General features: G+C 41.6%; 7 protein-coding genes. 4 read left to right on the top strand and 3 right to left on the bottom strand.

Translation table 11 applies throughout. The features are described 5' to 3' along the window. Window positions 1-95: 95 nt before the first annotated feature. Both AABK37_RS39635 and AABK37_RS39630 read right to left on the bottom strand, forming a co-directional pair. Complete coding sequence (locus AABK37_RS39635; protein ID WP_432556874.1) at window positions 96-347, bottom strand: hypothetical protein; 252 nt, start codon at window positions 345-347, stop codon at window positions 96-98. Between the two features lie 334 nt (window positions 348-681). Next, window positions 682-1,272: a DUF1802 family protein gene (locus tag AABK37_RS39630; RefSeq protein ID WP_432556873.1), complete on the bottom strand. Its 591-nt coding sequence runs from the start codon at window positions 1,270-1,272 to the stop codon at window positions 682-684. A gap of 568 nt (window positions 1,273-1,840) precedes the next feature. On the opposite strand from AABK37_RS39630, the gene AABK37_RS39625 reads away from it, so the two are divergent. The 4 genes from AABK37_RS39625 to AABK37_RS39610 all read left to right on the top strand — a co-directional run bounded on the left by AABK37_RS39625 (window position 1,841) and on the right by AABK37_RS39610 (window position 4,354). Continuing rightward, window positions 1,841-2,362 carry a hypothetical protein gene (locus AABK37_RS39625; protein ID WP_432556872.1) on the top strand — a complete coding sequence of 174 codons (522 nt, stop codon included), beginning with the start codon at window positions 1,841-1,843 and terminating at the stop codon, window positions 2,360-2,362. Between the two features lie 291 nt (window positions 2,363-2,653). Beyond that, window positions 2,654-3,205 (top strand): L,D-transpeptidase, encoded by a 552-nt coding sequence (locus tag AABK37_RS39620; protein ID WP_432556876.1) that lies wholly within the window; start codon window positions 2,654-2,656, stop codon window positions 3,203-3,205. Between the two features lie 55 nt (window positions 3,206-3,260). Further along, window positions 3,261-4,220, top strand: coding sequence for an aldo/keto reductase (locus AABK37_RS39615; protein ID WP_432556875.1), 960 nt, complete (start codon window positions 3,261-3,263; stop codon window positions 4,218-4,220). Beyond that, window positions 4,220-4,354, top strand: a complete 135-nt coding sequence (locus AABK37_RS39610; RefSeq protein WP_432556871.1) for a hypothetical protein — start codon at window positions 4,220-4,222, stop codon at window positions 4,352-4,354. The genes AABK37_RS39615 and AABK37_RS39610 overlap by 1 nt, the downstream gene beginning before the upstream one ends. Here AABK37_RS39610 and AABK37_RS39605 read toward each other — a convergent pair. Then, window positions 4,351-6,078 carry an S-layer homology domain-containing protein gene (locus AABK37_RS39605; protein ID WP_432556870.1) on the bottom strand — a complete coding sequence of 576 codons (1,728 nt, stop codon included), beginning with the start codon at window positions 6,076-6,078 and terminating at the stop codon, window positions 4,351-4,353. The genes AABK37_RS39610 and AABK37_RS39605 overlap by 4 nt on opposite strands. Window positions 6,079-6,631: the final 553 nt, after the last annotated feature.

Here is a 6,631-nt window from a genome sequence, read left to right as displayed (position 1 = left end):
TACGGGCGGGGTTACCCCGCCCCTCCTAACTCCTGTACGGGCGGGGTTACCCCGCCCCTCCTAACTCCTGTACGGGCGGGGTTACCCCGCCCCTCCTAACTTTTAACTTCTGCCGAGTTGCTGCTAAACTCGTTTGCCCGTGCGCTATGTACTACAGTCCAGCCTGCTTTCAAAAGCTTTTGGTAAGTTGCCCAACCCAGAGAACCGCCTTCTATTTTATAATCCGGTACTGCATATTGTGGAAAAGCTGTATAAGGACGCCACGGCTCATGGGGTGCAGTCTGCAAATGTAAAATTTTCTCTCCATCGCTGCCAAACTTAGATAACCAGCACATTTGTCGATGCATGGCAAACTCCTCGTATTTCCTTTTAATGCATAATGACAGACTTATGTCAAGTCTAACCTCACCCTTGTGGGATAATTTTTCTTTGCCTAGTTTTCGCTGTTAGCATGTCGAATTAAATACTTCGACGAATCTGTGCTATTAACCATAGATATAGGGCATCCCGAAGCTGAAAGAAAACAGCGATAAAAAAAATCTTTCCCGATAATTTTTCCAAGGGTAAGATTTCTCTAATGTTATCTGCGGTTTTCCTAAGTGTATGTATTAGGAGCTACTATTTCTTAATAAAATTTAACCTGCAAACAAGATTGCAAGAAAATATTTCTCCCCTTTCCCCTCAAAATGATGGAGCATACAACTTGTCACCAACAATGCCGCGAATTTCTGTTACTAGCTGCTTGTAGGCAAAGTCAGATAATGCAGGTTCAGCGGGTTGCAAGTTAATCGTCTGTGCCAAATCAATCCATGATTTACAACCGCCGTATTCTCGACGATAGGGAATTTCTTGCACTTTGGGTAATTTGTAAGTCCGCAGCAGCAGAATGTAAAGTGGTTGACGCGCTTTCCATATCAGGCGATCGCTAATAAAATACTCATTCCATATATGATATGGCAGTAACGCTTTGACTATTGACTCGTCACTAACTGGTAAAATATCAGTAATTTCTGCCCAACTGCCGATCGCCACTGTTTCTGGATGCCAACCAGATGTCACTGGCTGTACATCTTTGCCATACTCAGCTTTCAGCATAAAAGACTGTTGATGTTCATAAGTTGGGTAGAGCAAAATCTCCTCATGGGCAACTCGGAAACGTCCACCTTGTTCATGAATGCCACCTTTGCGTAGTAGCATAATCGTTTCACCCTGTTCTAAGGCTTTGACGGCAACTGCCCATTCTTTGAGAGCGTGGATTGTAGTTTTTAGCATAAATACTTAGTAGTGTTTTCATCGAAGATTAACATCAAGTGCATTTACTCTGGCTTATGCATAGACGCGATCGCCTTTAGGCGTTCTTGTACTCCAAAAACTGCGGTAAGCGTTCCGCAGCTCCCGGAGTGCGATTGAGAAGAATAGTGGACTTGAATCAGACATCGCTAGTTAACAATATAAAATCAAGACATTCTCTAATTTCATGACCTTAATCAATAATTCCACCAAATATCATTTATTTTTGTCATAAATGTAAAAATACTGAGATTAATATAATAGCAATTTTTTTTCAAAATACATCTGACATCAAGTAGTAAAAGTAACGTTGGCTTTCAAAATTTTTGTATTTATAATTACAAACAAGTTTGACATTAAACCATTCTTTAGACAGACGACCAGAAAAATTAAGAAAGTTAAATTTTAATAACAAATGTCAATAACAAGTTAAACGTTTCTAACTGACTAACGTTAATTTCAGTTGAGAACTGCTGTAATATTTTGTCCAAATTTCAGCAAATTATTTAGCAGATTAAAAGTCTTTTAAGTTCAATCTAAGGAGATAACAATGAGCGTAAACAACAGTAAAAATTTGCTTAAAAAGTTTATTAGCCTTGTGGGAGTTGCTAGTGCCAGTGCTTTAGTAAGTGTTCCGGCATTCGCAATACCGAATTCTAGCTCTCGTAGCATGGTAATTAGTGAAGCCCCAACAAATGAGACATTATATTCCCAAGCCTCCCAAAGAGGAGGGCTAACCCCATATGATACCACCAATGGAACCCAGCTAAATCAAAATGGCGGCTCCACCGGAACGCAGCAATATCAAAATGACAGCACTACCGGAACGCAGGATTATCAAAATAACGGCACTACCGGAACGCAGCAATATCAAAACGATGGTACTACCGGAACGCAGCAATATCAAATTCAGCGCCGTACCGGAACGCAGCAATATCAAAATAACGGCACTACCGGAACGCAGCAATATCAAAACGACGGCACCACCAATGGAACCCAGCAAAATACAGGTGGTGACAACACAACAGGTGGACAAAATTCTGGTGGTCGAGGTGTCAGAGCGCTGTGGTAAATTTCTAGGGAATTTCTAGTACACAGACTGGCAAGCTTGTTAGCCTTGCAGCCTCTCTTGGGTTAATTTCATTCTTCTGACTGCTATCAACAGCAGGGGGAAATTTTTCCTTTGTGCATTTCTCAATTCTCTTTCCAGACTAGCAAAATTACTCCTGATACCTGGTTGTGAGAAGTAACTGGTTATCAGGGGTAATTTTTATATAAATTACTCTAAAGATAGATGTTGAATAAATTGCTAATATACTACTTCGATACTAAATAATAGGATGCTAAAAGTTTAATTATGAATATGTTAAAGCAATCAGCCAAACTAATCATTTTTATTTATGCATTTGGATTATTTTATACACCTCAAATATCGTTAGCTAACGAATCAACTGTTATTGATAATAATTCATTCAAGAATTCAGTAAATAAACCGATTGATTATGCCGATGATTTAGTTACTCAACCTATTCGCCTAGTGATTAATCTTAGCCGCCATCAAGTAACCCTTTATCAAGGAATAACCCGAATTAAAAGTTATCCGATTGCAGTAGGTCGTCAAGGCTGGGAAACTCCTAAGGGCAATTTCCAAGTACTTGACATGTTGGAAAATCCTACTTGGATACACCCTTTCACGGGTAAATCTATCCCAGGAGGAAGCCCGGAAAATCCTCTTGGTCACTACTGGGTTGGATTTTGGACAAACGGTAAAAATTGGATTGGTTTTCACGGCACTCCCAATCCTGAGTCAGTAGGCAAAGCCGCGTCGCACGGTTGTATTCGTATGTACAACAAGGATATTAAGGAATTATTTTATTCTGTGAGACTGGGAACACCAGTTATTGTATTGCGATAGCTTAGGTAGTTTCCCTGCGTAATATGAAGAAAATATTAACACTGAGGATTTAAACATCGAAAAGCGACGCTTGGGGACATCCGACGTGCAAATCACACCCATCTTAATGGGAACTTGGCAAGCGGGGAAAAAAATGTGGGTAGGAATTGAGGATGCTGACTCAATTAAAGCGATAAAAGCAGCGTTTGAAGCGGGTATTACCACATTTGACACTGCTGAGACATATGGTGATGGACATTCAGAACAAATAGTGGCTGAAGCTTTATCAGATGTACGCGATCGCGTTCAATATGCCACAAAAGTTTTTGCCAACCATCTCAAGTATGATTTACTAATTGAAGCTTGCGATCGCTCTTTGAAAAATCTGAAAACAGATTATATTGACCTTTACCAAATTCATTGGCCCTCAGGCTCTTTTAATAGCGAAAAGGTGCCGATTGAGGAAACAATGAAAGCCCTCAATCATCTGAAAGAGCAAGGAAAAATTCGCGCAATTGGTGTTTCCAAGTTTGACCGCGCTCAATTGCAAGAAGCCGGCAATTACGGACGCATCGATAGTTTACAACCGCCTTATTCTTTGTTCTGGCGACAAGTAGAAAAAGACGCAGTGCCATATTGTGTAGAAAACAATATATCTATCGTTGCTTATTCACCTTTAGCGCAGGGATTATTAACAGGTAAATTTGCAGCGGATCATAAATTTGACCCTCAAGATAATCGTGCTAAAAATAAACTATTTCAAGGCGAAAATTATCAACGCGCTCAACAAGCTTTAGATAAATTGCGTCCAATCGCCGATCGCCACAATTGTACTTTAGCTCAGTTAGCATTAGCTTGGTTAATTGCCCAACCTCAAGCTCAAGCGATCGCCGGTGCGCGAAACTCAGAACAGGCGATCGCTAATGCCAAAGCTGCTGATGTCAAACTGTCTGAAGATGAACTTCAAGAAATCGATGGAATTGGACGCATTGTCACCGACCATTTAGACGACAACTCAATTATGTGGAATTGGTAATGGGCAATGGGCATTGGGCATCGGGCATTGGGCATCGGGCATCGGGCATCGGGTATAGTCCAAAAAATCCGGAAACTTCTTTTTATTCCCATTGCCCATTGCCCATTGCCCATTGCCCCATGCCCAATTCTTAAAAGTTAAAACCAACTCCAAACAGCAATCCGACATCAGTTTGATCGAGAAAAGCCGCATTCACTGCACCTGTTGCGGTAAATCGAGAACCTAAAGGAACATCTATACCACCAGTTAACAGTAAACCAAGATCGGCATCGCCACTAGCTTCAATCGCAACCCCAGCACCTACGTAAGGAGATATGCCAAATGTTTGCCCTGCCGCATCTGCTGTTCTGCGTGTCAAGTCTAAGGTGATAGGAACCAGAATCGTTGTATCATCGCCAAACACCGCAGAAGGTCGCACTGAGAAATTACGTGTCAGTCCGAGTTTGCTAATTACCGCAAAGTTAGGTTCGCTCAAAGCTGAATCACCCCCAAGACCAATGTTACCAGCAACTCCAACGTAGCTGGAACCACCACGAGTAGCTCTACCTGGGGAAACTTCATTGTTCAGCTGACTGATATTAACATCGGGTGGGATAAGAACTTCGTTAATGGCGTAAATCACACCGTTGCTGGTTTGAATCGGCTGAATCACCCTAGTATTGTTGACTGTAATTTGATTGCTAGCGCTATCGAGTTGAACATTTACAGGTTTGTTTGCAAGGGTTGTTGCTTCTCCCGCCGAAGTTACTTGACCGCTGACGACGTGGTATGTCAAAATCCGTCTGAGCGTTTCTTTATTGCGCGGTTCTAGCAATCTTTGCAGAGTATCTTGAGGTAAAGCTGCAAATGCCTCATCAGTAGGTGCGAAGACTGTATAGGGACCTTTTCCTTGCAAAGTTTCTGTTAAACCTGCTGCTTTGAGTGCAGTAGTCAGAGTTGAAAACGAACTAGTAGACCCAGCAAAAGCTACGATGTTGCTAGATGTTGTGGTTGTCGTTGTGCTTGTACTTGTTTGAGTCCCGCTGGCGCTTCCGGCTACAATATAGTTAGCTGCCGGCAGGTTGCTAGCGATAGGTTGTAATTGTCCCTGTCTGACTAAAGCTTGATATAAAAGTGCTGCTGCTTCCCCACGAGTCAGAGACACGTTGGGATTCAATACTTTCAATTCTGGATAGTTGACAACTAAGTTAGCTTGAGTTGCGGCACCGACATTATTGACAGCGTAACCTGGAATATCTGCTGCATCTGAATAGTAGGTACTCAAGACACTTGTTGTCGTGTCCCCAGCATTCAAACCCAAACCACTTGTCAATGCAACCAGTGCCTGAACTTTGGGAATTTGCTGATTTGGCAAAAACCGATTATTCGGATATCCTGACATAAATCCGGTTTCGTAGGCTTCTTGAATTGCCGAAGCTGCCCAGTAACTAGCCGGAACATCTCTAAATCCTCCTTGGCTTAACTGTCGTGTGGGATTTTGATTAAAAGCTTTTTGAATCATCGCGGCAAATTGAGCGCGGGTAACAGGTTGATCCGGCTTAAATGTACCATCAGTAAAGCCGCTGATGACGTTTCTTTGAGCTAAAGCTTGAATAAATGGACTCGCCCAGTAATTAGATGATACATCACTAAAGCTTGTAGTTGTTTGAGTTTGGGCTGGGGTTTGGGCTGGAGTTTCGGATGGAGTATCGGTTGGAGTTTGCGTAGGAGTATCGGATGGAGTTTGCGTAGGAGTATCGGATGGAGTAGTCTGAGCTGATGCGATCGCGCTTATTGTTATCGGCGTAATTGTAGCAGTTATCATACTGATAGCTAAGAAAGCCGATGCCGCTGATGACCTACGAAATAAACTAAACATAATAATCTCCTCAAAGATAATTTCTATACTGAGCCAAAGTGAAAAACCCTGATTTTCCGACTAAGTAAGCAAAAATCTACACCTTAATAAAATCAGTAAAGCTAAGGTCTGGTAATGTCAGATTGAGACTTTACAGGTTAGAGCAGCGATCGACTCATTGTCATCAACCTAGAGAATTATCAGAACTAAGACTTTTTACCGATTAACAACCAGTATTTATGTAATATCTTTTTTTTCAACTAGAAAACATCTATCGCAAGCTAGTGTTTTGATACGGCAAAAACAATAATATAGATGTTATTCTTGGCTATTTTCGGCGCTGTTAATGATTTTTTGCCTCACGCACTCGTTGCATCGCTCCAGAAAGAGTGTAGAACTGCTCGCGAATGAAGACCACTCTTTGCTACGAGTGCGACGAGTGCGTGATTAACTAATCGTTGAGTCAAAAGAAAGAACAATTATTGACACAGCTTAGTAGTAAATATCCTTACATTCGGTCATCAGAATAGCTTTATATCCTTTCGTTGTAAGCGATCGCATTGAGTAAATGGGA

It is taken from the genome of Tolypothrix sp. VBCCA 56010 (genome assembly GCF_050875635.1).
Lineage (GTDB): Bacteria > Cyanobacteriota > Cyanobacteriia > Cyanobacteriales > Nostocaceae > Hassallia.
Note: the sequence above shows the minus strand (reverse complement) of the source record. Positions and strands in the feature narration are given on the sequence as shown.

Coding starts and splice junctions, on each gene's coding strand:
- AABK37_RS39635 (WP_432556874.1), bottom strand. CDS start 347: ATGCATCGACAAATGTGCTGGTTATCTAAGTTTGGCAGCGATGGAGAG.
- AABK37_RS39630 (WP_432556873.1), bottom strand. CDS start 1,272: ATGCTAAAAACTACAATCCACGCTCTCAAAGAATGGGCAGTTGCCGTC.
- AABK37_RS39625 (WP_432556872.1), top strand. CDS start 1,841: ATGAGCGTAAACAACAGTAAAAATTTGCTTAAAAAGTTTATTAGCCTT.
- AABK37_RS39620 (WP_432556876.1), top strand. CDS start 2,654: ATGTTAAAGCAATCAGCCAAACTAATCATTTTTATTTATGCATTTGGA.
- AABK37_RS39610 (WP_432556871.1), top strand. CDS start 4,220: ATGGGCAATGGGCATTGGGCATCGGGCATTGGGCATCGGGCATCGGGC.
- AABK37_RS39605 (WP_432556870.1), bottom strand. CDS start 6,078: ATGTTTAGTTTATTTCGTAGGTCATCAGCGGCATCGGCTTTCTTAGCT.